This window comes from Streptomyces sp. NPDC029139 (assembly GCF_055564335.1).
In genome coordinates this window covers 1-26,197 of record NZ_JBVHWN010000026.1, presented here as the reverse complement: position 1 = coordinate 26,197, position 26,197 = coordinate 1, and the positions used below count along the sequence as shown (strand labels likewise).

20 protein-coding genes and 2 pseudogenes are annotated in these 26,197 nt (G+C 68.2%); 9 read left to right on the top strand and 13 right to left on the bottom strand.

Translation table 11 applies throughout. The annotated features are described in order from the left end of the window. Positions 1–91: 91 nt before the first annotated feature. Positions 92–712: a TetR/AcrR family transcriptional regulator gene (locus tag ACZ4VW_RS31955; protein WP_467968543.1), complete on the bottom strand. Its 621-nt coding sequence runs from the start codon at positions 710–712 to the stop codon at positions 92–94. Positions 713–888: 176 nt separating this feature from the next. On the opposite strand from ACZ4VW_RS31955, the gene ACZ4VW_RS31950 reads away from it, so the two are divergent. Both ACZ4VW_RS31950 and ACZ4VW_RS31945 read left to right on the top strand, forming a co-directional pair. Continuing rightward, positions 889–1,533 (top strand): polysaccharide deacetylase family protein, encoded by a 645-nt coding sequence (locus ACZ4VW_RS31950; protein WP_467968541.1) that lies wholly within the window; start codon positions 889–891, stop codon positions 1,531–1,533. Between the two features lie 4 nt (positions 1,534–1,537). Next, on the top strand, positions 1,538–1,768 hold the full coding sequence (locus tag ACZ4VW_RS31945; protein WP_467968539.1) for a hypothetical protein: 231 nt from the start codon (positions 1,538–1,540) through the stop codon (positions 1,766–1,768). A 650-nt stretch (positions 1,769–2,418) separates the two neighbouring features. Here the strand turns inward: ACZ4VW_RS31945 and ACZ4VW_RS31940 are convergent. Continuing rightward, entirely contained in the window at positions 2,419–2,550 is a 132-nt protein-coding gene (locus tag ACZ4VW_RS31940) for a hypothetical protein (protein ID WP_467968537.1), read from the bottom strand. Positions 2,551–2,559: 9 nt separating this feature from the next. Here ACZ4VW_RS31940 and ACZ4VW_RS31935 point away from each other — a divergent pair, with 9 nt between their 5' ends. Then, positions 2,560–3,597, top strand: a complete 1,038-nt coding sequence (locus ACZ4VW_RS31935) for a site-specific integrase (RefSeq protein WP_467968535.1) — start codon at positions 2,560–2,562, stop codon at positions 3,595–3,597. A 32-nt stretch (positions 3,598–3,629) separates the two neighbouring features. Here the strand turns inward: ACZ4VW_RS31935 and ACZ4VW_RS31930 are convergent, their stop codons facing one another. Continuing rightward, positions 3,630–4,094 (bottom strand): barstar family protein, encoded by a 465-nt coding sequence (locus ACZ4VW_RS31930; RefSeq protein ID WP_467968534.1) that lies wholly within the window; start codon positions 4,092–4,094, stop codon positions 3,630–3,632. Positions 4,095–4,419: 325 nt separating this feature from the next. Here ACZ4VW_RS31930 and ACZ4VW_RS31925 point away from each other — a divergent pair, with 325 nt between their 5' ends. The 3 genes from ACZ4VW_RS31925 (at position 4,420) to ku (ending at position 6,732) form a co-directional block, all read left to right on the top strand. Then, positions 4,420–4,938, top strand: coding sequence for a HEAT repeat domain-containing protein (locus ACZ4VW_RS31925; RefSeq protein WP_467968532.1), 519 nt, complete (start codon positions 4,420–4,422; stop codon positions 4,936–4,938). 266 nt (positions 4,939–5,204) lie between these two features. Beyond that, on the top strand, positions 5,205–5,660 hold the full coding sequence (locus ACZ4VW_RS31920) for a hypothetical protein (RefSeq protein WP_467968530.1): 456 nt from the start codon (positions 5,205–5,207) through the stop codon (positions 5,658–5,660). Between the two features lie 133 nt (positions 5,661–5,793). Next, positions 5,794–6,732 carry a non-homologous end joining protein Ku gene (gene ku, locus ACZ4VW_RS31915; RefSeq protein ID WP_467968528.1) on the top strand — a complete coding sequence of 313 codons (939 nt, stop codon included), beginning with the start codon at positions 5,794–5,796 and terminating at the stop codon, positions 6,730–6,732. A 734-nt stretch (positions 6,733–7,466) separates the two neighbouring features. On the opposite strand, the gene ACZ4VW_RS31910 is transcribed toward ku, so the two are convergent. From ACZ4VW_RS31910 to ACZ4VW_RS31900, 3 genes are all read right to left on the bottom strand, one after another. Next, the gene (locus tag ACZ4VW_RS31910; protein WP_467968526.1) at positions 7,467–8,072 is read right to left on the bottom strand and encodes an SMI1/KNR4 family protein; all 606 of its coding nucleotides are present in this window, start codon (positions 8,070–8,072) and stop codon (positions 7,467–7,469) included. Positions 8,073–8,076: 4 nt separating this feature from the next. Then, complete coding sequence (locus ACZ4VW_RS31905) at positions 8,077–18,594, bottom strand: LamG-like jellyroll fold domain-containing protein (RefSeq protein WP_467968524.1); 10,518 nt, start codon at positions 18,592–18,594, stop codon at positions 8,077–8,079. Positions 18,595–18,842: 248 nt separating this feature from the next. Next, complete coding sequence (locus ACZ4VW_RS31900) at positions 18,843–19,193, bottom strand: DUF6879 family protein (protein WP_467968522.1); 351 nt, start codon at positions 19,191–19,193, stop codon at positions 18,843–18,845. 175 nt (positions 19,194–19,368) lie between these two features. On the opposite strand from ACZ4VW_RS31900, the gene ACZ4VW_RS31895 reads away from it, so the two are divergent. Further along, a complete protein-coding gene (locus tag ACZ4VW_RS31895) occupies positions 19,369–19,830 on the top strand; it encodes a GNAT family N-acetyltransferase (protein WP_467968545.1) in 462 nt (153 codons plus the stop codon). 5 nt (positions 19,831–19,835) lie between these two features. Here ACZ4VW_RS31895 and ACZ4VW_RS31890 read toward each other — a convergent pair. From ACZ4VW_RS31890 to ACZ4VW_RS31875, 4 genes and pseudogenes are all read right to left on the bottom strand, one after another. Beyond that, positions 19,836–20,015: pseudogene (locus tag ACZ4VW_RS31890) on the bottom strand (IS5 family transposase); the annotation flags it as partial. Positions 20,016–20,691: 676 nt separating this feature from the next. Beyond that, positions 20,692–21,411 (bottom strand): SGNH/GDSL hydrolase family protein, encoded by a 720-nt coding sequence (locus tag ACZ4VW_RS31885; RefSeq protein ID WP_467968521.1) that lies wholly within the window; start codon positions 21,409–21,411, stop codon positions 20,692–20,694. Further along, positions 21,408–21,878, bottom strand: coding sequence for a cupin domain-containing protein (locus tag ACZ4VW_RS31880; protein WP_467968519.1), 471 nt, complete (start codon positions 21,876–21,878; stop codon positions 21,408–21,410). The genes ACZ4VW_RS31885 and ACZ4VW_RS31880 overlap by 4 nt, the downstream gene beginning before the upstream one ends. An 82-nt stretch (positions 21,879–21,960) precedes the next feature. Continuing rightward, positions 21,961–22,788 (bottom strand): helix-turn-helix domain-containing protein, encoded by an 828-nt coding sequence (locus tag ACZ4VW_RS31875; protein ID WP_467968517.1) that lies wholly within the window; start codon positions 22,786–22,788, stop codon positions 21,961–21,963. Between the two features lie 419 nt (positions 22,789–23,207). Here ACZ4VW_RS31875 and ACZ4VW_RS31870 point away from each other — a divergent pair. Continuing rightward, positions 23,208–23,471: pseudogene (locus ACZ4VW_RS31870) on the top strand (IS5/IS1182 family transposase); the annotation flags it as partial. 18 nt (positions 23,472–23,489) lie between these two features. On the opposite strand, the gene ACZ4VW_RS31865 reads toward ACZ4VW_RS31870, so the two are convergent. Continuing rightward, positions 23,490–23,873, bottom strand: coding sequence for a hypothetical protein (locus ACZ4VW_RS31865; RefSeq protein ID WP_467968515.1), 384 nt, complete (start codon positions 23,871–23,873; stop codon positions 23,490–23,492). Positions 23,874–24,282: 409 nt separating this feature from the next. Then, positions 24,283–24,798: an NUDIX hydrolase gene (locus ACZ4VW_RS31860; protein WP_467968513.1), complete on the bottom strand. Its 516-nt coding sequence runs from the start codon at positions 24,796–24,798 to the stop codon at positions 24,283–24,285. A 745-nt stretch (positions 24,799–25,543) separates the two neighbouring features. On the opposite strand from ACZ4VW_RS31860, the gene ACZ4VW_RS31855 reads away from it, so the two are divergent. Then, complete coding sequence (locus tag ACZ4VW_RS31855; RefSeq protein WP_467968511.1) at positions 25,544–25,744, top strand: hypothetical protein; 201 nt, start codon at positions 25,544–25,546, stop codon at positions 25,742–25,744. Positions 25,745–25,852: 108 nt separating this feature from the next. Here the strand turns inward: ACZ4VW_RS31855 and ACZ4VW_RS31850 are convergent, their stop codons facing one another. Then, complete coding sequence (locus ACZ4VW_RS31850) at positions 25,853–26,029, bottom strand: universal stress protein (RefSeq protein WP_467968509.1); 177 nt, start codon at positions 26,027–26,029, stop codon at positions 25,853–25,855. Positions 26,030–26,197: the final 168 nt, after the last annotated feature.

Below are 26,197 nucleotides of genomic sequence, written 5' to 3'. Positions count from 1 at the left end.
GCCACCCGATACGACAAGACCGCCCAGTCCTACGAAGCAGCCGTCACCCTCGCATCGCTCCTGATGTGGGCGTGACATTTGACGACAGAACCTAGGACGATGCCCCATCTTGGCGGGAGGGCCTGAGCCCACGCATGGCGAGTTCGACGACGTCCTCGACGTGTGACTCGTCGGTCGGGCCATGCATGACGAGCAGCCGGTAGTACAGCTGAGCGTAGATCAGCTCGATGGCGCGGTACGGGTCGATGTCGGCGGCGACCTGTCCGTCCGCTTGGGCGCGGCGGATGCGCTCCGCGACTAGCGCGCTGGCGGGGTCGATGAGTCGTTTGCGGAACTCCGCGGCGAGGGCGGGGTCATGCTGGGACTCGGCAACGATCGACGCGAGCACACTGCGAGTGTCTCCGAGCGTGTCGATCCAGGCGTCTTTGACCATCAGTTTCAGGTCGGCTTCGAAGTCGCCGGTCTGCGCGGGTTCGAGGCGTCGGTGCAGGCGCTCTTCGAGCTGTTGCGCCCACGCGTCAAGGACGACCGCGCCCTTGGAGGGCCACCAGCGGTAGACGGTTCGCTTGCCGACGCCTGCGCGAGCCGCGATCCCCTCGATGCTGACACGGGCCAGGCCGCTTTCGCGGGCCATTTTGAGCGCGGCATCGAGGATCGCGGCGGTCGCTTGTGGGTTGCGTCGGGCGGGGTCGGGTGCATGCGTCGTGCTCATGTTGCCTCCGTGGTGCTGACGAGTTCACGCTACCGCACAGGGGAGACGAACCGGTTCGTGTTGACATGAGCGTGGTACCGCGACACGATCCGTATCGGATTGGGAGCCGATACGGATCGTCTCCCCAGGTTCGACTCCCCTGCCGTCCAACGGACGGCTCTTGCGAAGGGAATTCCATGCGTAACGACCTGTATGACTACAGCCCCATCACCGAACGCACGCCCATCCAGTGGCCAGACGGCGCCCGGGTGGCGTTCTACGTCGGCCTCAACGTGGAGCACTTCGTCCTGGGCAAGCCGTCTACCAGCATCAACCAGGGCACTGCGGCGCTCGTGCCCGATCCGCTGAATCACGGGTGGCGCGACTACGGCCCCCGGGTGGCGATCTGGCGGATGACCGAGTCGTTCGACCGGCACGGCGTGCGCCCGAGCGTGCTGCTCAACTCCGATGTCGCCGAGCACTATCCGCAGATCATCGAGGCCGGCCGGGCGCGCGGCTGGGCCTGGCTCGCGCACGGCAAGAACAACTCCACCGTGCAGGCCGAGGTCGAGGCGGACGAGCGCGCCCACCTGACCGAGGTCGTCGAGACCATCGAGAAGGCGACCGGGCAGCGTCCCCGCGGCTGGATGGGACCCGCTCTCAGCGAGACGTTCCAGACCCCGGCGCTGATCGCTGAACTCGGTCTGCGCTACGTGCTGGACTGGACCGCCGACGACCAGCCGTTCCGACTGAACGTGCCGGGGCTCCTGAGCGCCCCCTACACCCACCCTCGAACTCAACGACCTGGGTCTGTTCACCACCCACTCCATCAGCGGCCCTGACTTCGTGCGGATCGTCAAGGACCAGCTCGACCAGCTGTACGCGGACTCCGAGCACAGCGGCCGCGTGATGGCACTTGCCCTGCACCCCTTCGTGACCGGCCAGGCGTTCCGGATGAAATACCTGGACCAGGCACTCGAGTACGTCGTCAACCACCCCGGCGTGTGGACCACGACCAGCGACGACATCGCCGAACACTACGTCCGCACCATCACAGGCTCCAGCGCCGCGGCCTGACTGTAGGCCAGCGGCTCCACGGCCTGGCCCGGCGCCGCACCTTGGTGGATCTGCAGGGCGTCGGGCCAGGGGAACGTGGCCGACGCCCGAGAAAATGGCACGACGGGGAGACGGAACTCATCGGCCAAGCCATGAGACAACCGGAGAAGCCGCAGGCCACGGCATCAAGCTATGTCATGGGCGGCGAGATCTTACAGCCCCTGTCTCAAGCCTCATCGGAGGCGCCCTGCTCTCCGAGGTGGGTCAGGGAGGAGTTGCGGTACTCGTCACCGTCCACGTCGCCCAACTGGACAAGGGCGGATGGCCGGTGCCACGACCCCGCCGAAGCCTGCCAGTGGATCGACTCATCAAGGGGACAGACCCTAGACGTTGCCCCCGATGCCCCGCGTACGGCACGAAGCGCTGGGTCGCGCCGAAGCTCATCGAGGCCGGCAACAGGCAGGTACCTGATGTGAACGTTTGGACCGTGCACGTTCTGGCATCCGTCTCCCGAGCCACCACGCCGGCGACGTCCCCGGCGGCCGCCGACGAACCGGCACCGCAGACGGTCGTTCCGGTCGGGGCGGTGAAGACGAGGGAGAGCGCGTCGGCCGACTACCACTGTGCGCTCGCCGCCCACCGCGCGGTCGGCCCCAGCGTGCGAGGGTCCGTCAGATGCCCGCGGGCGGCTGACCGCCGTGAACGACGAGGTGGAGGTCGTCGACGCCGAGCTGGTAGACGACGACCATCTTCCGGCGCGGGTAGCCCTTCACCCAGCGGGGCGGCCGCTGGTCGACCAGCACACCGTCCTCATGCCCAGAGAGGACATGCCGACCGCCGCCCACCGGCCCCGGTACACCGAGCGGGACCTGTACGTCTCGCCGGAGAGTGCCGAGCGGCTGAAGCACCACGCCCGGCCGAAGAACACCAACCGCAACCATCGCTCCCAGCGCGGCATCTTCGAGCGCTGGTGCGAGGACATGGGCCGAGTCGCCCGCCCCTGCACGACGGCGACGTTCATCGAGTACGTCGCCTCCATGATCGCCCGGGATGCCTCCCCGAACACGATTGCCGCGCACATGTCGGCGATCCGTACCTGGATGCCCGACGACAAGAAGCCCGGCACGGCGGTCGCACGCGGCATGCTCAACGAGCACCGCAAGGACTGGGGGAAGCGAGTCGGCGTACGGAAGGCGCCGGCCATCACCGACAACATGCTTCGGGCCATGGTGGAGACATGCGGCCTGCGCCACCCGATCGGCATCCGTGACCGGTGCGTCCTTCTTCTGGGCCGCGGCGCGCTGAACCGGCGAATCGAACTCGCAGATCTGGCCGTGCCGGAGGTCCTGGTCGACGACGACTTCGTGACCCTACTCATCGCGTACTCGAAGACGGATCAGGCGGGCACGGGCGCGCACACCGACATCCCGGCCGAGCCGGACGACCCGCTGATGTGCCCGGTCCGCGCGGCGCGTGACTGGCTGAACATGTTGCACCGACTCGGCGTCCGGGACGGAGCATTCTTCCGTGCGCTCACAGTCGCCGGCACCCTGCAGTCCCGCGTCGTCGCAACTGATCGGGGCGACTACGTCACGGGGGACGCGGTCAACGACTGGGTGCGCGGCCGCGCGCACAAAGCAGGCCTAGAGAACTGGCAGCGGATCACTGGGCACGGGCTGCGCCGCGGCGGAGCGCAGGCGATCGCGGACGCCGGGGGTGATCCGACCGAGCAGGGCCGGTGGAAGCCCGGCTCGGCCGTGGTGAAGCGGGAGTACCTGGACCGTGCCCGGTCACGGGTAGAGAATCCGTGGCTGAAGGTCCAGGAGAAGCGGCGTCTGAGGAACGAATGACTGGTCAGTCGTAAGGTCCGCGAGATGAGGCCCTATGACGATGCCGTCTCTTCCAAGCATGACTGGAGCCGCTCCTGCAGGGACGGGACGGACGGGGCGTCACAAGACATGACGACGACGAGCCTGCCGAGTTCGATGCCCTCGGGCCGCTGTGTGTAGGACCATCGCTGTCCTGCCCGCAGCAGGGTGTTGAAGAGCAGCCGCTGTTCGCAGGGATCGCCCGACAGTGCCTCGTCCGCGGCCTCGACGATCAATACGCAGTGGTCCGAAGACAGCCATCTCAAGTCACGCAGACAGTCGGAGAGGGCATTCCAGTTCCACCCAAAGTAATCAGGCAGCCTCAGTCCGTCGTAGAACTGCTGGAACACAGCGTCCGTGTCGCGCATCTCCCGGCCGTCGAGACGCGCTACGTACGTCCTGCCGGCCACGGGAAGCAGCAGATCGACAGGCAGAGCGCCTTGCTTCGCGACTACGTGCAACCAGGGCACCGTGTCCACCACCAACCTCCCTCCACTGATCCAGGCCACCGACCGCTGACAGCTGTCACGGCGGCGAGCTGCAAAGTCTAGATCCAAACAAAACGACCTAGCCCAGGAACGCGCAGCTGCCCTCGGCTGCGCGTTTCTGCTGTTGGCCCCCCGCCCATCCGGCGGGGGCGCCGCCGTTCCCGGGCCGCTGCGCCGCCCCTGTCAGTGCCGGGTGGCACGCTGGGCGGGCCCGGCAGTTGTGCCAGAGCCCGAGTGCGGCAGGCACCCACTGAGAATGATCTTGCTAGGGTCCCCCAAGAGCTGGAGCGTTCAACGAATGGGAGGTGGTCAGGCGATGACCCCTGAGGAGCGGGATCTGATCATGGGCCTGGTGATCGCACCGTGCTCGCCCCCGACGCGCACGCTCGACGAGGTGCTCGCCCACTTCGGCGAGTCCGACGGTGGGGCCCTGGCGCTCCGGCTGCTCCGGGACGCCATGGAGCGCCGGGACGCCGCCGACGTCGAGATGGCGTTGATCGTCCATGCCGCCGCCGGCGCCTCGGGCGAGGAGTTCCTGGAGCCGTTGATCGAGCTGTTCCCTGCCGACTGGCACACTCGCCACGAGGACGTCGTGCGCATGCTGGGCAAGCTCCGCTCGCCCAGGACGGTGCCGGCGCTGCGCGAGGCGGCTCGCTGGGTTCCCGAGTACCTGGACTGGGACGAGAACCGGGCGCTCGCGGTGAAGGCGATCTGGGCTCTCGGCGCCATTCCCGGCGCGGAGGCCCGGGAAGCCCTCGCGGGCCTGCGCGACGACGAAAACGAGATCATCCGTGAGAACGCGCTGAAGCAGCTCGCACGCCGCGGCGAGCTCTGACCGCAGAGCTGTAGCCGTTCGGCCGGAGCGCCGGCCGTGTTTCCTCAGCCGGCCGTTCCGAACAGGATCAATCCCGCCAGGATTTCCTGTACCTCAACTACTCACGGCGCGGTCCCCCAAGGCGACGAGACCGCGCCCCCTGGCCCTGCCCTGCCGGGGGGCGCTGCGCCGCATCTGCCGTGATCGTCTTCGTTGTCAGACTGCACTGCACTGCGCATGACAAGATCTCGCCCAACTTTGATCACTCTGATGTGGAAGGAATCCCCATGGCCAAGATGAGGAACCGGATAGCCACCCTGCTGGCAGCGACCGCCGTGATGGTCGGCGTCTCCTTCAGCTCCGGCGCGGGCACTGCGGCGGCGGCGCCCCGTCTCACCTACACGACGAGCTGGTACCAGGACTACGACTCGGTCATCGTCTATCTCTACGCGGACGGCGACTACGCCGGATACGTCAACTGGAACTCGGCCCCAGACAGCTTCGGCACCCCCGGAGACGCGCTGCGGGCGCATGACGGTGCGGCCGACGGGTGGGGCGTCAAAGGGAACGTCCTGAGCTCCCACGTCTGGCGTGTGGCTTCGACGGCGGGACATGCGTCTCCCTACACGACCCCGTGGCAGACGGGCGACATCACCGAAGGGCACCGAATGCTGCTCGACGTGTGCCTGGTGAAGGGCTCGGAGGAAGTCTGTTCCGGATTCGACACCTACGTCTACGCATAGACGCGATCGCCAACGCCGGTGGGCGAGCGCGCTGCGCCCTCCGCGGTCCCGGCCGGCCGCGGAGGGCGTGCGATCACGACCCCCGCTGCATAGCCTGGTGGTCCGTCCCCAGGGGGGTACCTGGGAGGTCTGGATGCCCCGCCCCATCTGGTCCGGCGCCATCTCGTTCGGTCTGGTCACGGTGCCGTGCAAGCTCGAGCCGGCCACCGAGTCGCACAGCATCAGCTTCCGCCAGATCCACCTGGAAGACGGAGGCCGGATCCGCTACCGCAAGGTCTGCGAGATCGACGGCAAGGAGCTGACGGAGGCCGAGATCGGCAAGGGGTACGAGGCGTCGAAGGACGAGATCATCCCTATCACCGACGAGGACCTGGCCGGCATGCCGCTGCCGACCGCGAAAGCGATCGACATCGCCGCGTTCGTCCCGTGGGACTCCATCGACCCCCGTCACATCGGCGAAGCCTCGTACTACCTGACCGCAGACGGCCCCGTCGCGGCCAAGCCGTACACGCTCCTGCGGCAGGCGCTCGGCAGGAACGAGAAAGTCGCCGTGGCCAAGTTCGCACTCCGCGGCCGCGAACGCCTCGGCCTGCTCCGCCCCTACGGCGACGCGCTGCTGCTCCACTCGATGCGCTGGAACGACGAAGTACGGTCCCCCGACGAGCTCCGCCCGGACGAGACCCCGCTCACCGAGGAAGAGATCGAAGGCGCGCTCACGCTCCTGGGCACGATGTCCGTCGAGCACCTCGACGACCTGGAGCTCACCGACCAGTACTACCAGGCGCTGGCCGAGGTCATCGACGCAAAGGCCGAGCACCGCCAGCCGAAGCCTGTGGCGGGCGAGGAAGCGGCGCCGTCCGGAAGAGTCGTGGACCTGATGGCCGCGCTCGAGGAGTCCGTCGCCAAGGCGAAGGAAGCCCGCGGCGACAGCACCGGCGAGCACGCCACCGTCCACCAGATGCCCACCCCGAAGAAGACCGCGGCCAAGAAGAAGGCGCCCGCGAAGAAGACGGCCGCCAAGAAGACCGCAGCGAAGAAGAGTACCCCTACTCGACGCCCCAAGTCCGCCTGACCAACGTCGGGATAGCGGCTTCCTCCCGAGGAAAGTGTTGCGTTGTCGGCAGCCGGGACCGGCCACGCCTCGTCCGACGGCCACAGCAAAGGCCCGCCCACGGAACTATGCCCGCTCGACGGCGTGCCCCCCCTCCTCCTCGGGTGCAGGCGGATGGTGTCCCGGGCCCACGACGCGAGGCCGGGCACAAGTCCCACCACGTCGACCGGGCGCGCGGGCGTCTGCCGTGTTGGTCCGTCTGCTGAGGTACGCGAATCGATCGCCTGATCACTCACACTGCGCACCCTGCCAGACGCCCCTGACAAACCGCCGGCCCCCTGACCCGCCAAGGTCTCCGCCGTACGAACACATGCGGCGGACCGTTTCGCCGGTGAAACTCATCACCCGCGTGGCTGAGCGCGGCGTTGAACTGCTGGCCACCGGGCGACGTTGGCCGGCATCCAACGTTCATGATCAAGAGCATGACTGCGGCCCTCGTGGCGAAGGCGGAGTAGGAGCACCTGAGCCCCGCTCCTCGCCCTCCTTGGCGGGGGCGGCGCCGCTCCACTGCCGGCGCCGAGAGGTCGGGGTGCGGGCGTGGCCTGGGAGTGCTTCCTGAGTCTTCCCGAGGAGATATCCAGAGGAAGAAGGGTCCGAAAGACACTTCGCCCCACGGGTCGTGCGACCGGTGGGGCGAAGTGTTCACTTTGGATCACCCCGTCGGCCGACGGGGTGGGCCTATGGGCCGGATGCCGCTACATCCCCCGCTCCGGACCGATCCAGCGGACGCTATCTTCGCCCGGCCTCATGGGCCTGGATTCCAGAACGACGGGTCCGGCATAGAAATACGAGGAGTTCGGACCAGCCATGTCCTCGCCTACCAGATAGCGGTAAAGCCACTCCGAGAAGCACATGGAATACTCGAAGAACTCCCCGTCCCCGTCCTCGACGAAGAGCAGTTCTCCAATGCCTTCGGGCCTGCGTGCGAGGAAAACAGTCTGCCCGCTGTCGGCGGAGGCAATGGGGGTCAGTCCGCGGGGGGTACCGAACTCCATCTGCTGCAGTCCCAAGGTGACCCTCGGGTCCCCATCGATGTCGTCGTCCCAGGAGACCTGTGCCCACGCTTCTGACTTCTGCCTGATACTCGCCCCGAGGTTCCAGCGCTCCGTAGCCGGATGATCGAGGAACAAGTGATGGTTGAGCTTGACCGGGGCATAGGCGTCCACGATCTGCTTGTAGTCGCCGGGCAGCGAGAAACCCAATTCGCGCTCGAGTCGCCGCCAGGCAGCGGGATCTGCATGCTGCACTCGCGGCGGTACTCCGAGCATGGCAAACACACGGGTGAGGAAGTCTTTACTCACAACATCACCTTCTCGGGCAGCTGGCGCTGCCACTCGTCGTCCCGCCCGTCGGCGACTGTCGGATCACGCAGTGTTTCATCCACTCGCCGGGCACGCCGTAGTTGTATTCGATGGCCGTCGGGATTCCTGACCCCTGGTTCTCATAGTGGGGCACCACCGAAATGGACAACTTTTTGCCCGACTTGATAGTGTTTCTGATCTCCTTCTCCACTCCGTGGTTGAGGTAAGGAGTATTGGTTGCCTCGTACTCGGCGACGAGGTTGCGGAGATCGATTCCAGACCCCTTCGCCGCAGCCGGGATCAAGTGGCCGTTCGCCGGCGTGTGGCCCTGCGCTTCGATCTCATTCATGCCTGGCGGTCGCGTCGAACTGTTCGTGTTCGTGCCGGGGTGCTTTCGCCCCTTGTTGTAGTCACTCATGTCCAGGAGTCCGTACACGCCGGTCGCCCGGCATTGGTAGCTCTGTTCGTGGTCGTCGTAGTAACGCTGACGCGGCAAGTAGACGGCGTGTCCCGTCTCGCTCACACCAGGTCCGTCGTCGCACTTTTCATCGTTGCGGTCTCGCCCGTTGTTCTTCCCGCCGAATACGTTCACCGGTACCGGCAGAAGCTCGGTGGCCTGGGTGGGAGTGAACGCCTGGTCGCTGCCCAGCATGTTCAGCAAGGCTCCGCTGCTGACCACCATGGCCCAGCCGTCAGCGAGACTCCAGCCGGCGTCCTGGACCGCGCCCCACGCGACGTCGGCAATGTGCTTGGGCGCCGGCACGGGGGTCTTGCCGTTGTTGGGGTTCTGGTCGATCGGGGGCGGGGGCGGGAAACACCGGTACATGCACCGGCTGGGCCCGCCGGCACCGCCACCGCCGCCGCCACCGCCGCCGCCACCGCCGCCACGGGACGTGTCCGTGGGAGCGGACGGGCCCCCCGCGCCCTGCCGACAGGCCGGCATCCACGGGTTCCTCTGGCAGTACGTGTTCCTCGGCTGTGTCTGCTGCTTGCGCGAATCCCTCAGGTACTTCTTCTCGTCCCAGACATCGAACGTACGAGGCCGGGGCTGGGGGTTCCAGCGGTCCTTCCCGGACGGCTTCTCGTTCCCTCTCCACTCCCAGTCGGTGCTGCTGCTCCAGTCGGCTTCGACCGCCGTCTTGGCCGCTGCTCCGGCCGCCACGGCAGCGATCGCCGCCACGCCGAGCTTCCACGCCGGGATGGCGAGGAGGAAGAGGGCATGTCCGGTCGGGTCCGTGCCGTTGAGCGGGCCTGCGTTGGCGTAGGTGTAGCGGTTCGCCTGCACGGACGGGTTCGGGTCCAGCTGCCAGGTGTCCCGGCTCGTGAAGCTGCCGGTACCCGGCTGGTACCAGCGGGAGGCCATGTTGACCTCGCCGGTGGAGGTGTCCGTCCAGCCCGACTGGTAGCCGAGGGACGGGTTCGCGCCTGCGGACGCGGTCACGTTGCCGAAGGCGTCGTACGCGCGGGAGGAGGAGACCGTGGTGCCGTCCGCGGAGAGGGTGGCGACCACGTCGGTGTGCTGGTCGGTGACGGACAGGCGGCCCGAACCGGCGGCCCCGGTGGTGGAGCTGGCGAGCAGTGCTCCGCCGGGCGTGCGGCTGTAGGTCGAGGTGCCGTCCTTGACCAGGTTGTTGGAGCCGCCGTCGTAGCTGAAGGCGGTCTCGCCGTTCGTCAGGACCCGGTCGAGCGAGTCGTAGGTGAACGCGCTCGTTCCGTTGTTGACCGTCCGTTCAAAGGCGTCGGAGCTGATGGACCGGCTGGTCCCGCCGTCCGTGACCGTCTTGATGGTGCCGCGGGCGGAGTAGTCGAAGGTCTGAGTGCCCCAGGTCTGGAGGCGGTTGCGGGAGTCGTAGGTGGCGGTTACGTCACCCTTCTTGGTCAGGTTGCCGGACTTGTCCCACTCGTACGGGGTCGTGGTGCTCCCCGTCGTGGTGGAGGTCATGCGGCCGGCCAGGTCGTAGGCGTAGGACTGAACGCCCGCGCCGGCCGTGCCGGTGGTGGTCTTCTTGACCAGGCGGTTGTCGAGGTCGTACTCGTAGCCCGAGCCCTGGACCGCGGCGCTCGTACCGGTCTTCTCGACGCTGTCGTCCGCGAGCCGGCCCAGAGCGTCGTACGTGTACGAGCGCTTGGCGCCGATCGTGTACGTCCCGCCAGCGGCCGGACGTGCGTACTCGTCGACGGTCGGGCGTCCGGCCGCGTCATAGTCGCTGCGCACCTGCGTGCCGGTCAGCGGGTCGGTCGTGGTGTCGAGACGCCCTGCCTGGTCGTAGGTGAAGGCCGTCGTGCCTGCCGCGTCCGTGCGGGACGTCATGTTGCCGTCCGCGTCGTACGTGTAGGAGCTCGTGCCCGAGGGGCCGTCGGCGCTCAGGAGCTGGCCGCGGTCGTTGTAGGTGTAGGTGTTGCCCGCGAGGACTCCGTCGCCGCCGACACCTGTCAGACGGCCGACGAGGTCGTAGGAGAGCGAGCGGGGACGGGTGGCCGCAGCTGTGCCGGTGCCGGTCTCGGCGGTCAGGCGACCCAGGGCGTCGTACGTCTTCTGACGCTTGACGTTGCCGGGGAGCAGCTCGGTGACGAGCCGGCCTGCCGCGTCGTAGACGTTCGTCCAGGTGCGGACGTCGGCGTTCCAGTGCTGGGTGGTGGCCGGCTCGATCGTCGATTCCTGCAGGCCCCACGCGTTGAACGTGTAGTAGGTGGCCTTGCCGCGGCCGTCGGTCAGACGCGTGCGGTTGCCTGCCGCGTCGTAGCCGAAGGTCGTCGTGATCGAGTCGGTCGCGGTGACTGGTTCGACCTGCTTGGTCATCCGGCCAATGGCGTCATAGGCGTAGGTGCGCCGGGCGCCGGTCGCGGAGACGGCCGCAGTGACGTTTCCGTCCGCGTCGTACTCGGTCGAGACCGAGCGCAGGGGTGTGGTTCCGGTGCCGTAGTCCGTCACGGACGTCGGCTTGCCCACGAGGTCGTACATCGTGACCGTCTTGCGGCCGGTGGCGTCCTTGGACTCGGTTTGGCGGCCGAGGCCGTCATAGACGGCGCGTGTGACGCCGCCCAGCGGGTCCGTGGTCGTCAGGATCTCGCCGGCGGTGTTGTACGTCGCCGTGGTGCGGCGCCCACCGGGAGTGGTCGAGGCGCTCTGGTTGCCCGCGTCGTCCCAGGTGAAGCGGGAGACGAGGTTCTGCAGGGCGGGCTTGCGCTCGACCATGGTGGAGGTGAGCTTGCGACCCAGCTCGTCGTAGGTCCACTCGATGCTTGCTCCTGTCGGGTCGGTAGCGGAAAGCGGCAGACCGGTCGGGGTCCAGGTGTAGGTGGAGACACCACCGCCGGACAGATCCGTGGAGGTGCCGCTGAACGTCGTGGCACCCGGAGCCTGCAGGCTCTGCGTGCCGGCGGCCGGCTCTGTGGAGCGGACCAGGTTGCCCAGTTGGTCGTACGCGAAGGAGCGGATGCGACCCATGGGGTCGGTCGTGGAGGCGACGTTGCCCCGCTGGTCGTATGCCGTGCGCGAGACCGCCGTGATGGCCGTCGTCGTGCCCGGCGGCGTGTAGTCGGGCAGTGTGACCGCGGTGGTGCGGCCCAGCTTGTCGGTCTCCAGACGGGTCACCAGGCCGCGTGTGTCACGCGTCTCGGTGGCTTCGCCGAAGGTGTTGTATCCGGTGAGGGTCTTGGGCGTGACAGCCGTGGCCGCGCCGCCGTTCTCCTCCGCCTGCACCTGCGGCGCGGTGGTCTCGACCAGGCGGCCGAGTATGTCGTAGCGAGCGGTCGAGGTGTTTCCGCGCGGGGTGACCTCGGTCAGCGGGAGGCCCCGCTGGTCGAAGGTGCTCGACGAGACCCGGCTGCTGGTGCCGTCGGTGATGGTCCCCTTCTTCGGGTTGCCCGCCGCGTCGTATTCGGTGGTCGAGGTGAGCTTCTTGCCGGAGCCGTCGATCGACTGGGTCTGCTCGGTGACTCTGTCGTCACCGTCGTAGGCCGTGGTCGTGACGCGGTTCAGGCCGTTCGGGTCGAAGGCAGAGCGCGTGGTGCGGCCGGTGGCGTCGATCGTGTTGACGGTGGTGCGTCCGCCGCTCGCCGCGGTTGCGGTGAGGTTTCCGGCACCGTCGTAGGTGTTGGTCCTCAGGAGGATGTCGCGCTTGGAGCCGTCGGACTGGGTGACGCCCTTCGCCGTCACCGAAGCCTGCAGGCCGTCGTCGTAGTAGGTGAAGGTGGTCGTGGCGCCCATGGCGTCCGTCGTCGAGGCCAGGCGGCCCGCCGGGTCGTACGCGTGAGAGATCAGGACCAGGTCACGGGTCTGGCCGGACGGATCGCCCGTCCAGTCCTTCAGGACCGACTCGGCCGGCTTGCCGCGCTTGGTGAACGCGTGCGTGACGACGTTGCCCGCGGGGTCCGTCTCGCGGATCACCCGGCCCAGCGCGTCGTGGCCGAAGGCCGACACGTTGCCTGCCGCGTCCGTCGTGCTCTCGTTCAGACCGAGCGCGTCGTAGCGGTAGGTGGTGGTGCGGGTGGCGTCGCCGCCGGTGGTGTCCTCGGTGGACTCGGTGAGCAGCTGCCCGTCCGCGTCGTACGTACGGCTCACCTTCGCGGTGTGGGTGACACCGGTGATCTCGTTCTTGACGCCCGGTCCGGTCTCCGACGAGATGCGGGACATCGCGTTGTACGTGTAGGTGGTCGTCACACCGGCCGGAGTGGCGTCAGAGACCTGCGTCTCCGTCAGCTTCCGTCCGATGCCGTCGTAGGTGTACGTGGTCACCAGGCCGGAGGGTGCTGTCGCCCTGGCGAGGTCACCGCTCGCGAGGTACGCGTACGAGGTGAGGGCTCCGCCGGTGCTCTTCTGGGTGGCGACCAGGCCCTTCGGAGTCAGTCCGCCGCCGACCGCGGGCTCGGTGCCCGTGGTGTAGGTGGTCGACGTCGTCCGGCCGTCCGCCAGCGTGACCGTGTCGATCAGGCCGAGCGCGGTGTAGGACGTGGTCGTCCGGTAGCGGTTGTCCGAAGCTCCGGAGGAACGGCCGTCGCGGACCGCGATCTGCTTGCCATTGCGCGGGTCCAGCTTGTCCGCGGGGTTGTCGTAGTACTCCGCGAAGGAGGTCCAGCAGGAGTTGGCGTCCCGGCATGTCGTCGTCGAGACCGTATTGCCGCGCTCGTCGTGACCCGTGATGACCGAGTGACCGTTGGGGTCGGTGACCGTGTGGAGGAAGCCGCCGGTGTCGTACGCGTACGTGGTGACACCGCCCTCCGCGTCCGTCGAAGCGACCCGGCGCTGACCGCGGACCGCGTCGAAGGTGCTGCTCGTCTTCGCGCCCATCGGGTCGGTGACCGTGACAGTGGCGGCGAGAGAGGAGCCGCTGGCCGAGGTGCCTGCCTCATAGTGGCTGGCGACCTGGGCGGCGGTCAGCGGCCGGTGATAGACCGCGACCTCGTCCATCTGGCCGGTGAAGTAGCTGATGTCGGAGGGTGCGGAGGGCCACGACTTGGCGAAGCCGGCACCGATGAAGGAGCGGGTGTTGGAGCCGTGGTTCACGGGGACGCCGGTCTTGGTGGCGACCTGCGTGCCGTCGAGGTAGAGGGTCTGGGTTTCTCCCTGTGCGGTGACGACCGCGTGGTGCCACGCGTTGTCGGTCACCGTGGTGGCTGAGGTGTTGGAGGGGCTGCCCGGGTAGGACCAGTATTCGCCGTGCAGTTTGCCGTCGGCTCCGACGTACAGGACGGGTGTCCAGCTGCCGGAAGGAACGGTTGCCCCCGCGAGGGGAGCGGACTGGTCGGAGAACAGAACGCCCGGCTTGTCGGTGCGGAACCAGAGCTCGACGGTGATGTCGGTGCCGGTTTGGTCGATGGGCGGTACCTCGACGTGGCCGTCGCCGTTGAACTGGACCGCGGTTCCGTCGCCGACGCCGAAGACACCGGTGGTGCCCAGCGTCGTCTTCGTGTAGGTGCCGGTGCCCGCGTTGACGGCTGTCTGGCTGGCGGCGAGGCTGCCGGTGGTCTCGTTCAGGCGCCAGAAGGCCGCCGGAGCGTCGGCGGTGACGGCGCCCCGGTACTGGTCACCGTTGCCGGTGACCAGCCGGTCGCGCGCCTTGTAGTGCTCCGCGACGGTCTGGGCGGTCAGTTCCTTGGTGTAGAAGGCGGCCTCGTCGAGCCGGCCGTTGAAGTAGCGGGTCGCGCGTGCCTGTCCGTCCCACTCCTCGCTGCTGTAGCCGGCGCCGAGGTAGGCGTGGGCCAGCGTCTCCGGCTTGACCACGCCGGTCTTGGAACCGATCTTGGCTCCGTCGAGGTACAGGGACTGCCCTGCCGGGCCGCCGGTGATCACGACGTGGTGCCACTTGTTGTCGGTGACCTTGACGCCACCCATGACCGGCCAGCCTGCGGACGGCCCGTCCCACAGGTGACCGCGCAGCTTGCCCTCCGCGTCGACGAGGAGACTCGCGTTCCACATCGTCGGGGTGGTGCCGAGCTCGGTGTTCTGCAGGCCGAGCAGGACGCCGCTGGGCTTGTCCGTCTTGAACCACAGCTCCACGGAGAGCGACGTCGCCTGGCTGAGGGACTCGGCCGGGACGGAGATCACGCCCTTGGACCCGTCGAGGGTCACCGCGCCGTCATCGCCGTCGAGGAACGCACCGACTCCGCCCAGGGTGACCCCGTCACGGTAGGAGCCGTTGCCCCCGGCGGATATCTGGTCCAGAGCAGCTGCTCCGCTGCTGTCGCCCAGGCGCCAGTAGTTGACGGGCCCGACAGCCCGTACAGCATCGGCGTATGCCTGCGAACCCGCCGCGTAGCGGGGCGCGGAGATCTGCCAGGTGCCGCCGTTCTCGTCGGTCACCGTGGTGGCGCGCTCGGTGTCGGTGTCGTACGCGGCCGTGCCGCCGATCCGGCCCGAAGGCAGGGTGATCTTGGTGAGCTTGGAGGTGCCGGTACGGGCCCCGTAGTGCGCGCGGATTGCCCCGGCGTCGAGGGCACGGTGGTAGACCGCGACCTCGTCCATCAGCCCCTTGTAGTAGCGCGTGCCGTAGGTGCCGGCGCCGTCCCACGTGTGGTCGGTGAAGCCACCGCCGAGGTATGTGTAGGTCTTGACGGAGTGGCTGACCGGACCGGCGAGGGTGCCCACGACCTGACCGTCGAGATAGAGAGTCTGGCCGGTACCGCTGCTGGTCAGCACCGCGTGGTGCCAGACATTGTCGGTGACGGTCGTCGTAGAGGCCATCGGCGTGAGCCCGCCGTCGGACTTCTCGAAGGCACCGCGCAGCTTGCCCGCCGAGTCGACGAACAGAACCGGGTTGTAGTGGGTCGGGTGCGTCGGCCCAAGCGGGTCGTCCTGGAAGCCGACGAGAACGCCGTTCGGCGTGTCCGTCTTGAACCACAGCTCCACCGACGACACGGTCGAGGAGGCCAGGGTCGACTCCGGCAGCTCCACGTAGGAGTTCGTGCCGTTGAACGACGCAGCCTTGTTGCCCGTTCCCGTCAAGGCCCCCGTGCTGCCGAGGGTGACGTCGCGGTAGTGCCCGGCGTTCATCCCGGTGCGCGAGACGGCCTCGCTCGGCGCGGTCTCGCCCTCGGTATCGCCCAACCGCCAGTAGCCGACGGGCCCGGCGTCCTGGACCAGGCTGCGGTACTGCGAGCCGCCGGTGTACTCGTACACCGTGCACGCAGTCGCCGACGACGGCGGACACACCTTGGTCAGCAGGTCACCGGTGTAGGTGTACGACCAGACGAGGGCCGGCGCGGACGGGCCGACGGCGTCGGTGGACACCGACGCGACGTGCGCGCCGCTCCAGGTGAACGTCAGAGCCCGCTTGGACAGGGCGTCGGTGGCCTTGGTGAGCTTGCCGCCCGTGTAGGTGAGCAGCTGCTCACGGCCGTGGCCGTCCTGGACCTTGGTCAGCAGGCCGGTCGCGTCGAAGGTGTACAGGGCCGCGCTCGCGTCCCGCAGGGTCCAGCCCCCACCGGAGAGCTCGGTCAGCATGCCCATCGAACCGGACGGCGCGCTGTAGGTGCCGTCGCTGTTCTTGCCGAAGCGGACCTGACTGCCGCTCGCAAGGGTGATCACGACACTGCCGTCGGGCTCGGACACGGCCCGCATGTCCCAGCGGGTGGCCCAGCCGGCGCCGAAGGCGCTGGTCTTGCGCGGGTCCTGCGAGTTGTAGGTCCGGTTGACCGCGAGTTCGGGGCCGACCGTGGGCACAGCTGCGTCCGTCGCGGCGGTGGCGTAGTTGCCGGACCGCTCGCCGAAGGTCCGGCCGCTGTCGGCCCCTCCCAAGTGGGAGGTGATGACCGGCTGCGGGACCTGCGTGGTCAGGATCGACGGCGCGGTCCGGGTGGACTGGTCCTTGCCGTCATTGGCGTACGCGTACCAGGCGTAGGTCTTGGCCCAGCTCAGCCAACCGGCCGGCACTGTCCAGCTCGGGGAGGCGGCGTGGGTGTTACCCCGGCAGTTCTTCCGCGTGTCCTTGCCCTCGACCTCACAGACCTCGAACTGGTACGTCAGAGAGCCGGGCGAGCGGTCCTGATCCGTGGCCGAGGCCCACAGCGTGGGGGTGAGGGTGTCGACGACAGTACCGCTCGGCGGTGCCGCGCCCGTGATGTAGGGAGGTGCGTTGACCGCGTCGAACTTGATGGAGGCGCCGGGTACGCCGTCTGCGACAAAGCTGGACACGCCGTACTCGTCCATCGTCCACACGAGCGTGTAGGTCCCAGGTGCCAGGGGGGCGATCGTGGCGTCGACGGTGGCTGAGGCGCCCGGCGCGACGTCGTAGGGCATCGGCGTCCACCGGATCTTGCTCCAGTAGTCACCGCCCACGATGTTGCCGTTGGCGTCGAACAGGTCGTACCGGAGCTTGAAGTTGCTGGTCTTGCCCCAGGTCTGCTGGCCCCTGTTGGTGACCGTGACCTTGAACTTGCCCTCGGAGGTCGCCGTCATCGGCTGCACGAAGCCGCCGAGGCCGTACGTGGCCCCGTACTTCGACCACGTCACGTCGAGGCTGGGCTTGCCGCCGGGGTAGTCGTCGGAGCCGAACTGCTTCCAGCTCTTCGAGTCGTCGGTGGCGGCCTTCACGGCAAGGCCGTAGTTGGGCTTGCGGCTGTGCGTCCAGTCGTCGACCAGCTGCCTTCCGGCCGAGCCGAGCGGGATCCCCTCCCAGGCGGGAGCGCACGACCAGCTCGTGGTGCCGGACGGGCGCCAGCCGTGCGCGAACGACTTGGAGCCGAGCGCACCGCCAGTCGCGGGACCGGGGTAGGTGGACGTGGTCGTCTCGGACCAGTTCGAGGTGATCTCGTGAACCGTCACCGGACGCGCGGTACACGACTGCGACCACGTGTTGTAGAGCGACAACCGGGCGTCGATCACCCAGGCGTTCTTCAGGGTGGTGTCCAACCCGTTGAACTTCAGGAAGCCGGCCGCCTTGTGGCCGCCGGCATCGTACGTACCTACCTTCAGGACGGTGTCACTGGCGAAGTTCTGGTTGTACGGAGCCTCGACATAGGTGCCGGAGGCAGCCTCCAGGCCGGTCACCGACGGGTCGACCTTGACGGGGAAGACCCGCTCGGGGGCGGACAGCCACTTACGGTCGAGCGTCACGACCAGGACCTGACGGGCACCCTCCCGCACGATGTCGTAGGTGACTCCGGAGGAGATGACACCCTCGTTGGAGTTCGGCGCCTTCTTCGAGTCCTCCATCCAGCCGGCCGGCATCCACGCCTTCTGGCGGCCCGTGGAGTCGACGAAGGCGATGCCGCCGTGCCCGTCGAGCTTCGCGGTCAGACCCTGCAGGGCCAGCGGGAAACGCCACACTGTGGGTGCGTCGGCATCCTTGAGGATCAGCGTCTCCTTGACGGACTCGCTGCCCACTATCAGTTCCAGGTCCGCGGAGGGACGGACCTTCGGGTAGGTGATGACGCTGCCCGAGACCTGGCCCCGGCTGTGTGCGGCGCCCTCGATCGAGTAGGCGATCGCAGCCCGGTCGCCGGCTTCGAGGCGGACCAGCGTCTTGTCGTCCGCGTACTCGGCGAAGCGGCTGTGCGTCTCGGTGGAGCGGGGCTCCCAGGCCGATCCGGAGCCCGATCCGCCGACGGCCTGCTTGGCAGCGAGACTCGTGTCGATGCCCTTCCACGTGCCGTCGTCGAGGAAGTTGACGGGCTCGTTGAAGAAACGGGTGGTGAAGGTTCCGTCCGGGTTGGCGAAAGTTCGTCCGCGCTCGGTGCGCTTGGCGGGCACCTCAGTGCTGGCCTTCGGGTCGAAGCCCTTCGGCGGCGCAGTCCTGGGCGCCTGGACCTTCGTGAAGGGCAGCTTGGCGGTCGGCTTAGGGGCCTGACCCAGCCTCGGCAGCGTGACGCCGCCGTCCGGCAGGAGCTCTCCCGGCGCCTTCTGCGCGCCGCTGCGTCCCCCTCCCGCCGTCGCGTCGGTGGCGTCGCCAGAGGCACTGTGGCCTCGCCCGCGAGCCGATCCCCAGCCCTGTTGGGGCAGTTCACCGGCGCCGTAGCCGGTCTTCGCGGCGACCCATTGGTTCACCGCGACTGCGGCCTGCTCTGTACCTGCCAGAACGGCCATGACAAATGCCACTAGGAGTACTAGTGGTCGCGCTGTGCGCACGGAAATCCCCCACATAGATGATCAGTGGGGTTGTCATATCTACTTCACGGCTTGTGCACAAGATCAGTCTGGAAACAGCCCATCACGATCGTCTGCGTCTCGACAGCGAGATCACCATTTGGCCGGGCATACCTATGCCTGTCCCCTCGGCTGCGTGAAGCTCCACGTGAGGGAGATCACTTCCGTTCGGGGAACCGCGCTCGCTTTCAGCCTCCTTCCGCGAAGTCAGTGCCACGGGCGTTGTCCGCGAGGTACCGCTGCCCATCGGTGGCCGGCTCGTCGACGATGCGTACGCGCTCGAACGCTTCCCGAGGGCCACTTGTTCGCGGCGCTCGCGGCACCACATCGTCGAGGTCCCACTCGACGGGCTCGCCTGCGGTGAACTGGCGGTAGGCGTCCTGGGTCTCGTCCCACGCGTACCGGCGGCGGGACTCCAGCCTCCAGGCGGAGTGCTTCAGCGCGGCGAACATGCCGTCGAACTCGTCGAAGCTGATGAAGCGTTCCCGCAGCCCGACGCACCTTTCTTCCCACCACTGCCCCCTGCATCGCGGTCGCACCCAGGGTAACGACGGGGATGTGCGGGATCGCCTTGTGTGCCTGTACGAAAGGGGCTGGTTGTGACTCTGTGGCCTGTGCTTCTATGCCCGAGTGAACATCGAGAGCTCCGGGGTGCCGGATGAGAGGCCGAGCCGCTGGGTCCGGCATAGGGCTGATGGCGATGTTGAGGAATGCGTGCGGGTCCTCGCGGAGGTCCATGCGCGCGACGGCTATCCGGTGAACTGGCCGCATCAGCCCGGCGAGTGGCTGTCACGCGGTCCCCTGCTGGGCTCCTGGGTTGCCGAACTCGAAGGCGGTTTGGTCGGGCATGTCAGTTTGTCGCAAGGCGGCGAAGGTGATCTGGCCCCGACGTTGTGGAGCGAGCGGAACGGGGCGACGCGGGGTATGACGGCCGTGGTCAGCAGGCTGTTCGTTGCCCCGCAGGCGAGGGGACATCGGATCGGTGCACTGCTGATCGGCCAAGCAGTGGAGGAAGCGCGGCGTCGTGGCCTGCATCCGGTGCTCGATGTCGTCGCATCCGATACCGCGGCGGCAGCTCTGTACGAGCGGCTGGGCTGGGAGCTGATGGCCACAGTCGAGCAGCAGTGGAGTCCGCACCAGACGGTGGCCATCCGCTGTTACGCAGCGCCACAGTGACGTGGTCAGTCAAGCCACTCGTTGATGGCCGCGACGAGGACGGTCGCCTCGTAGCGGACCGCGCGCCTGTCGTACCTCGTGGCCACGGCCCGATGCCTCTTGAGGCGATTGATGCCGCACTCGACCGCGTGCCGAGCCTTGTAGTCCTGCGGGTAGAACTTCGGCGGCCGACCGCCGTGCGAACCGCGTGGGTCTTCGGCGCTGATCCAGAGGGCGACACCACGGCTAACGGCCGAGAGCTCACGGACGATGTTGCCGAAGCAGTCGTACGACCAGCGCGCCCCCACCCTCGCCGCCCCGTCCGTCACGCCGGCACCCCGGACCGCAGGTCGACGACCGCGCCACCCTCCTGCGCACCGAGATCACGGCCAGCGGCATCACCGCCGTCGCCCTCCTCCTGGAACTCGCCCTCGCCCCTCCACCACACCGTCCGCGGTGATGAGCGGGCCCTCCGCCAGTCCTCGACCGTTGCGCAGGTCCGGGACGCAGCTGAGACCCCCGTGGTGAACGACTGCCGGCAGCAGCGGCCACTGGGGGACCGGGCCCTGCATGTCTTCCGCTGAGACGGCGGCGCGGTACACGCTGCGCCACATGTGCAGCGCCAGCAGGAAGGCGGCGACCGGTGTGGCGATGAAGGGCCCGGGTGGTCGCGCAGCCGAACGAGCCGGATGTCGTAGCGGTCGTAGCGGACGTCCCACCGGTCCTTGCGGCCGGGGATCCCGGATTTCTCGCGCCGCGGGCCGTCCAGCGCTCGCCGTCGTGGAACCGTTGGTTGATCTCGGTGCCGTAGGTGTTGACCGCCTGGATCGGATGCCACCTCCGCGCGTAGGTGGCATCCGACTGGCCGGGCGCCGGAACCAGCTACGCGCTCTGGGTCAGCACACCGGCGTCGATGACCTCAGCGATGAGGGTGGCGCCGCGACTGTTCTGGTGGATGTGGTCGGTCGTGAGCACGAGACCTCGGCGCCGCGAGATCGTGTCGAGGCTGCGGCGCAGTACTGCGTGCTGGACGAGGACGCCGACGACTGCTGCGGGGGTCACCTCACGGTATGAGATCGGCGGCGGGTCCGCTTGGCGCAGTTCCTCGATCTGGCGTTCGTGGAGCGGAAGGTAGGCCACCGCGTTGGTGGCGGCGACCTCGGCGATCATCCGGCTGTACGCCTGCGATGCCTGTGCCGCTGCTCCGTCGAGTTGTTGGCCGAGTATCGGTAGCGACAGGAGACCGATCGTCGCGTCGGTCTCCGCTCGCAGCCGTGCGACGATGCGTCCCAGGCACTGTTCGAACCAGCCGGCTGACGGGCGATCGGGGAGCTGTTTGCGCTTCATGGCCTGCTCGACGGGGTAGCCGGCGAGGCTCGCTCGGGCGTCGTTGGTCCCGATCAATACGGTGATCACGTCGGGCGGGTCCGCGACGACGGCATCGAGGCGCTGCAAGAGGTTGTAGGCGAAGTCGCCGTTGGTGCCGAAACGGGCAAGCTGCACGTTACCGGGAGGGTGGCGTCGTCCGAGAATATCCAGGTAGTCGACGCTGAACTGCGCGCGGGTGAGGCTGTCGCCGAGGCACGCGATGCGTGTCGTCACGGCGCTTCCTCCGGGTCGGGCGTGCCGACGCGTTCGGTCGGGCGGGTTTCGGTCCGAGGACGGTGGTCGGTGCCGAGGCTGGCGGTGATGGACAGGATGGACGTCGGCCCCTCCATGTCGACCACGTGCCATATCCCGGCCGGGTTGATGGTGGCCTCGCCCGGCCCGAGCAGGACGCGGTCGGGCACCCCGTCCAGGTCGCGGGTGACCGTCACGGACCCGCTGAGGCAAACAACGAGTTCGTCGCCTGCAGGGTGGCTCTCCCAATGGTCGCCGAGCCCGTCGCCGTCGAAGATCATCACCATCCGGCCCTCGGCGCCATCTGCCGCGACCGCGGCGCTGTAGGCCAGGAGCACCTCCGGGTCCCAGGCGAAGCCCTCGACGGGTTTCGCTCTGGATCCCAGTCCGAGGTGCACGGGGGTGGTCCGCAGGTCCATGGCGTTGCGTTCGTGGTTGACGAGTCTCATGCCGACGATCGTCCGCGACAGCGATCGGGTGGTCTTGAAGAAAAGGGAAGAGAAGCCGACGCGACGGGGAGACAGTTGGTGGCTACCCGGCTCCGAGGAGGACTTCGCTGCGACGCCAGGCGGTCGGCGATCGGCCTGTGAACTCGCGCCAGTCACGGACGAGATGGGCCTGGTCGGCGTAGCCGCAGACGGTTGCCACATCGGCCCACGGGAGCGGGTCCTGCACCGCCGCCAGGTTGTGTGCGTGCTCGAAGCGCAAGACTCGGGCGAAGGTCTTCGGCGGCAGGCCCATCTCACCGCAAAACCGCTCGGTGAGGTACCGACGGCTCCAGCCGAGTTCCGCGGCGACCGCCCCGACCTGGACGCAACCCCGCGCGGCGACGAGGCGGCGCCACGCCTCGGCCACCTCGGGGCGCACACGGTCGCCGCAGGTGCCACGGCCGACGGCTCTGAGGAGTAATTCGTCCAGCGCGGTGAACCGCGCCGCCCATGTTGTCGCCGATCGGAGCCGGTCGACCAGCTCGACGCCAAGCGCTCCGAGAAGCTCGTCAAGTGGGACCAGCCGGTGGGCGAGCTCGGCGGCGGGCATGCCGTAGATGGCCCGGGCCCCGAGCGGTGTCAGCGATACCTGCACACCTTTCTGGCGTCCGTCGTGGTGAATCGCGACGGATCGGCACATCAGACCGCCGGCCACACTGTTGAATCGGGTGACCGGTGCGCCGTCGTCAACGCCCGCCGCTACCTCCAAAGGGTCTGACAGGCTGATCACCGCGGTGAGCGCGCGGCTGGGCGGGCCGCAGTGCACCCCCGCTGGGAGCCCGCGGAGGTCGAAACCGACGTACGAGTCGACGTACTGCCACAAGGCGGGCGCCGGACGTGCAGCGATCCCGGTGGCCGTGTGGTCCTCCATTTTCGTCAGTGTACGAGCCGCCCAGCCCAGCAAGATCACCACCCAAGGACTACCGCCGTTTGCGGTTGGTGACACGGTTCTTACCGGCACCCCGTGTTGCACCCCCGGCGCCTACAGGAAGGCCAGCTACGCTGAAGACACAGACCGCTACCGTGCGAGGCCCCCGCTGGTGGACGGCGGAGTCGGGCCGCTTGTGGTCGGCCCTCTGGCCCGGCCCCGTCAGGCAGGGCGCATCTGCGGCCGAGGCGTCGTCAGCAGCATCCGCGCTCCGACCACCCGCCGCCACGACGTCCCAGTCACGCACTCCCGTCCGCGTGCTCCTCGACACGGGCCAGGCCCGCTCCGCCAGTCCCCACGACGATCCAGGCGGCGGATCTCGACGGGATCCGCGTCCCTCGCACCGCTCCTGGTCGCCCCACCTGCTGCGGCGCCGGGGCATCGCCGCCTCGATCCCTGAGCGCCGTGCCCAGGAGGCCAACAGTCGACACAGGGGACGCTTCGGCGGCTGACCGCCCGCTTTCGGCAAGGAGCTCTACCGCGACCTCAACGTCGTCGAACCATGCTTTGCTCGTCTCAAGCAGTTCCGCGCGATTGCCACGCGATTCGCCAAGCTCGGGGACCGCTATCGCGCCGGAGTCGTCCTGGCATCCCTGCTCCTCCGGCTCCGAGAGCGAGCCAGGTGATCATCTGGCCAAACGGCCTCAGCCAGTGCAGTCGGCGAGGTTCGCCCGGCACTCGTCAAGAGCCTGCGCCACGTTCCCACGCTCGTCTCCGTCCGCTGGATCGAGGAGCTCCCCAGCACTCACAAGGGCTTCCCAAAACTCCGCAGGCCGCGTGCAGGTAGCACGCGGACCGCTGCACGCAAGCGAGCGGAACGCTCTTGCCAACTCGCCCATGGCAATCCAGCGCGAGAGACCCAGAGCGCGGCCGCTCGCCACGCCACCCATGGCGCCCATCGCGGTCCGCAAGTGTTTCGCGATCACCCGTTCCCGCTGGTCGAGCTGCTTGGCAACATCGAACGCGCCATGCATCTCGAGAAGTTCGCCGTGCAGGCCCTCCTCGCCCGGCCGGAACTCACTCTGCACCCGCTCAGGCTCACTGTGGAGGCGCCGCAGCAACTCCGCCTCTGTGATTCCCGTCGCCCGACCGACGGCCAGCGCCGCGTCCCACCACCACCGCGCCTGCCCGGCGAGCTCGCTGCAGACCACGGCCGGCGCTGCCCCCGCCCTCAGCCTCTCCGCCGGCCACCATACTCAAGGCCTCGATGACATCGACACCATCGCTCGACACTGTGCCACCCCTCTTGCCCTGCTGTGCCGACTGGCCGGCCCGACGGCACCCATTCTTCCGCGGGGACTGGGAAGAGTGCCCCGGAGCAGCGGGAATTGTCAGACAGGCCCTCGGCGTAACCGAACGCTGAGCACGTCTGCCTGTACGCGGCTGGGTACGTTCGCGTGTACGCCGACAGACGGGCTCTGTCGTGGTCCATGGTGGTCAGAGCCAGTGGTAGTTGGTGTCATCCAGGGTCGGTAGGAGGGCCAGGGCAGCGTCGTGCGGTGCGGTGGGAGTAGCCAGCTCGGCGAACGGAACTGGCGGAAACAGTGCCTTGTCAGCTGTGTCCTTGTAGTGGCTCCAGGTGAGGTGGCCAGCGCCAGCGGTGTCGTCGTGCTCGACGGTGCGTAAGTGAGCGCGGGTGGCGTTGTCGATGTGGACGCGGAAGACGAGGTGGAGTTTGCGGGGTGGGGTGGAGCCGGGGCGGGTGACCATGGCGTCCTGGATCCAGGTCAGATGCGGGACACCGGTCGCATCTGTGAGGTCCAAACCCAGTTCTTCGTCGAGTTCGCGCGCGAGGGCCTGATGAAGGGGTTCGCCGGGTTGGACGTTGCCACCTGGCAGGGTGTACTGGTCCTGGCCGTCCTTGGTGCGGTGGATCAGGGCGATTTCTTCGCCGTTGAACAGGGCTGCGGCGACGCGAATCTTGATACGGGTGAATGGCTCGGCAGAGGTCATTGAGTGGTTCTCCTTTGATGGGCGAGATGCTGCGGTGTCCCTCGAGAGGCTTCGGCACAGGACGCCATGTGTTTTCGGTGCTCGTGCATGAGTCTGTCGTGAGTTCGCGAGGGTTCTACGATGAGCCGGTGCCCGAGACGCCGCCCCCGCGGGTATCGAGCTCTGCGACGTTGAACGGGTCCGGCTCGCCGAGGCGGAGGAGCCGCCGCTGTCACCCTCGGACGAGTCGGCCGGGGTTCGCCTGCGGGACGCGGCGTCCAGGCGAACCCGGCCCGCTTCGACGGGCCCGTGGTGGCCTGTGCGGGACTGGAACGGACGGGCCCGCGTCCTGCGCCTGGCCTGGGCGCGGGTCACCTACCGGCACTACGCTCTGCGCCTCGTTCCGGGCGCCACGGCGCTGCCCTCGTTGTTCGTGAACGTCGTCCAGCCGACCGATGACGGCCGTGTGCCGGCGGTCAGGATGTCGCCCCCCACGGCGGCCCCAGGCCGCTTGCAACTGCCCGGAGACTCCGTGGAGCCGCCCCAGGTCGGCGAAGTACTGGATGAATCGGCTCTCGCCGGCCAGGCCGCGCGGGAGCTGGCCGAGGAGTTGGGGATCGGCGCAGCTCCCGAGGACTTGAGGCTGTGGGTCTTACCCGCGGGGAGAACGGCAGCGTCGGTCTCACCTACCTCGCCCCTGCCCTTTCCCAATAGACCGTGCGCTCGGCCTTCGCCGCCACTGCGGCCGCTGAGCGAGTCCAAGAGCGTGAGCCCGAACTGGACGCCATTGCTGGTGCGCGCACCGGACGAGCTGGTCGGCCTGGCCGGTCCGCACGCGGACTACCTGGAGCCGCTCGTCCGTCGCTACGTTCGCCGCCCCCTCCGCAACGTTCAACTCGGTCACAGCAAGACAGCCGCCGAGAAGGAGCGCACCGCCGCGTTCAGGAGCGCTGCGGGCATTCGATGACACACACGGCGTGGCGGCCGTGCCACAGAGAGGGCCCAGGCTGATTGTCGTCGGCGCTACGGGTTCGGCAGGTGCGTCATGGGACGGCATGCGCACTTGTTCGGGAGATCAATTCCACTGCGGTACGAGTGCTACCGGGCAGGCGGCGTGGTGCAGCAGCGGGTGGTTCACCCTGCCGAGATGCAGACCACCGCGGTTGATTCTGCGCGGAGCTCCGACGACCAGCAGGTCCGTCGTTTCCGAGTGCTTGAGGAGCACGTCTCGTGCCGGGCCAGGGCCAGCCATCCCAGCAGAAAGGCGTACTCCCGGAGCCCGAGCAGCAGAACCAGCGAGCCCTCGTCTCCCGCCTCGAGCCCGGCCTAGGTGTATTGACCCGCAGGGTTGTTGACGCGGGTGATGGGTGGGTGTCCGTCGAGTGCGGTGTGGCAGCGGTGGTGGTTGTAGGTGTGGAGG

What these genes read in the sequence shown, in the direction of transcription:
- ACZ4VW_RS31905 (WP_467968524.1), bottom strand. Translation starts at nt 18,594, where the DNA reads ATGGCCGTTCTGGCAGGTACAGAGCAGGCCGCAGTCGCGGTGAACCAA.
- ku (WP_467968528.1), top strand. Translation starts at nt 5,794, where the DNA reads ATGCCCCGCCCCATCTGGTCCGGCGCCATCTCGTTCGGTCTGGTCACG.
- ACZ4VW_RS31935 (WP_467968535.1), top strand. Translation starts at nt 2,560, where the DNA reads ATGCCCAGAGAGGACATGCCGACCGCCGCCCACCGGCCCCGGTACACC.
- ACZ4VW_RS31880 (WP_467968519.1), bottom strand. Translation starts at nt 21,878, where the DNA reads ATGAGACTCGTCAACCACGAACGCAACGCCATGGACCTGCGGACCACC.
- ACZ4VW_RS31850 (WP_467968509.1), bottom strand. Translation starts at nt 26,029, where the DNA reads ATGGCTGGCCCTGGCCCGGCACGAGACGTGCTCCTCAAGCACTCGGAA.
- ACZ4VW_RS31920 (WP_467968530.1), top strand. Translation starts at nt 5,205, where the DNA reads ATGGCCAAGATGAGGAACCGGATAGCCACCCTGCTGGCAGCGACCGCC.
- ACZ4VW_RS31925 (WP_467968532.1), top strand. Translation starts at nt 4,420, where the DNA reads ATGACCCCTGAGGAGCGGGATCTGATCATGGGCCTGGTGATCGCACCG.
- ACZ4VW_RS31875 (WP_467968517.1), bottom strand. Translation starts at nt 22,788, where the DNA reads ATGGAGGACCACACGGCCACCGGGATCGCTGCACGTCCGGCGCCCGCC.
- ACZ4VW_RS31860 (WP_467968513.1), bottom strand. Translation starts at nt 24,798, where the DNA reads ATGACCTCTGCCGAGCCATTCACCCGTATCAAGATTCGCGTCGCCGCA.
- ACZ4VW_RS31955 (WP_467968543.1), bottom strand. Translation starts at nt 712, where the DNA reads ATGAGCACGACGCATGCACCCGACCCCGCCCGACGCAACCCACAAGCG.
- ACZ4VW_RS31950 (WP_467968541.1), top strand. Translation starts at nt 889, where the DNA reads ATGCGTAACGACCTGTATGACTACAGCCCCATCACCGAACGCACGCCC.